Raw genomic sequence first — 2,214 nt, 5'->3', positions numbered from 1 at the left:
GCCATGGCAGCGAGCCGCCCGAGGTGGTCGCGCGCCTGCGGCCGCTGGAAGCGCAGGCCCGCGCTCTGGGCGGCGACAACCTGCGCGTCTTCCTCGCCGCCTGGGGCTATGCCCACGGCATGATGGACCAGTTCACGGTGGTCGATGCGGCAACGGCCGAGCTCATCGACCTGGGGGAGCGCGAAGGCAACGCCGCGGCCATGGCTTCGGCGCTGGCACTGCGCGCGACCGTCCTGCAACTGTCGGGCCGCCTGAGCGTCGCCTACGACTGGGTGAACGCGTCCCTGCCCTGGGTGGAAAAGACCCAGGACGAGCCTTTGCGCTACTGGGTGTTCATGACGGCGGGCAATCTGAGCCTCGCGACGGGGCATTTGCAGGAAGGCCTGCGCAGCTACGCGGCGGCGAGCCGGTCGGCGCAGGCCCAGTCCAACCCGCGGCGCGGGGCGCAGGCCCATATGGCGCTGGCGCCCATACGCCTGGTCCTGCACGACATCGACGGTGCCCGTRCTGATGCGCAGCAGGCCTTTCGCCTGGCCGAGTCCGCGGGCAGCCTGCCCCTGCAACTGGCGGCCAAGTTGATCGAATCCTTGGCCGAGGAGGAGGGCGGACGCGGCCCGGCGCGCGACCAGGCCCGGGAGCAGGCCCATCGGCTGGCCGCCCAGATCGAGCCCACGCTGGCCGCCAGCGCTGCCGCCGTGAATCCTGCTTCAGGCAGCGCGACCTGGTTCAACACCCAGGCGGAGGTCGTGCAGGAACTGGCCGACCTGCACCTGAGCGCACGCAACTTTGTGGCCGCGCAGCGCTATGCCGAGACTGCGCTGAAGTTGGCCCGACAGGAAGGTGACGAGGACGCTGTGGCCGTGGCCACGATCAGTTCCGGTCTGGCGCGACTCGGCTTGCGCCAGACGGCCCCCGGCGACCAACTGGTGAAYGAGGGCCTGGCGTCGCTGGAGAAGCAGGGCCGCAAGGTGCGCCTGCTGGAGCAGTTGAACCGGCATGCCGGCTTGCTGGAAGCCCTGGGCGATGCGGCGGGCGCTCTGCGCCAATCGCGCAAGGCACTGGGGCTGGAGGCCGAGCTGGTGCGCAACGACCGTGTCAGCACGGTGCTGGAGCTGCAGCGCCGCTCCAGCTTCGAGCAGAACCAGCGCGCCCTGGAGAGCCTCAAGCATGACAACGAGCTGCAAGCCAGCCAGCTCGAGCGCCACAGCAGCGAAAGGCGGCTGACCCTGGGCCTGGCCCTCGCCCTGCTCATCGTCGTGCTGCTGACAGTGACCTTGTATCGCCGCGCCCGCAAGGCCAACCGCACGCTGCAGGCCCACAACGCCGAGCTGGCTTACGTCGGCCTGCATGACCGCGTGACCGGCCTGCCCAACCGGCGCGCACTGGAGCGGCGGGCCCGGGAGCTCGGCAACGAGAGCTTCATCGGCTTGGGGATAGCCATCAATCGCTTCAGCCGCATCATGGGCAGCCTGGGCCATGCCGCCGGTGACGACTTGCTGTGCCAGGTGGCAGCTCGGCTGAAGTCCGTCGTCGAGGGCGCCGGCGGCCGGCTCTACCGGATGGACGGACTTTCCTTCGGTGCCATCGTGCCCGCACTGGGCGATGACGCCGCCCTGCGCAGCCTGCTGGAGCAGCTGCTGCAGGTGATGCAGCCTGTCTTCGAAGTGCAGCGCCAGCAGCTCGCGGTGACCTTGAGCATCGGTGCCGCTGAATACCCGCGGCACGGCGCGCAGACCTCCGACGTGGCCAAGGCCATCCAGCTCGCCATGCGACAGGCGCAGGGCCAGCCGGGCAACAGCGCGGTGGTTTTCACGGCAGGCCTGCTGGCCGACCAGCAGGACCGGCTGCAGCTGGAGGCGCGGCTGTCACAGGCCCTGGAGCGCGGTGAACTCGAACTCTTCTACCAGGCGCAGTGCGATCTGCGCACGCGCAGGCTGTCGGGCTTTGAGGCTCTGCTGCGCTGGCGCAGCCCCGACGGCCTGATTGCGCCGGACCGCTTCATTCCGCTGGCCGAGGAATCCGGTCTCATCGTGCCCATTGGCCGCTGGGTGCTGCAGCAGGCCTGCCGCCAGGCCAGGATCTGGCATGACAGCGGGCTGGACCGGCCCGTGATGGCCATCAACATCTCGCCGCGGCAGTTCCAGCATCCCGAGTTCATGGCCACGGTGCGCGAGGCGCTGGACGGCGCGGGAATCGACCCGCGCTTCATCGAGC

At 69.8% G+C, this 2,214-nt stretch carries 1 protein-coding gene; it reads left to right on the top strand.

Going from position 1 to position 2,214, the window contains the following annotated elements; genetic code table 11:
* On the top strand, positions 1-2,214 hold a 2,214-nt coding region (locus AC1DU6_RS28380), incomplete at both ends, for an EAL domain-containing protein (protein WP_477861214.1).

Source organism: Roseateles sp. P5_B10, from assembly GCF_056400485.1.
Note: the sequence above shows the minus strand (reverse complement) of the source record. Positions and strands in the feature narration are given on the sequence as shown.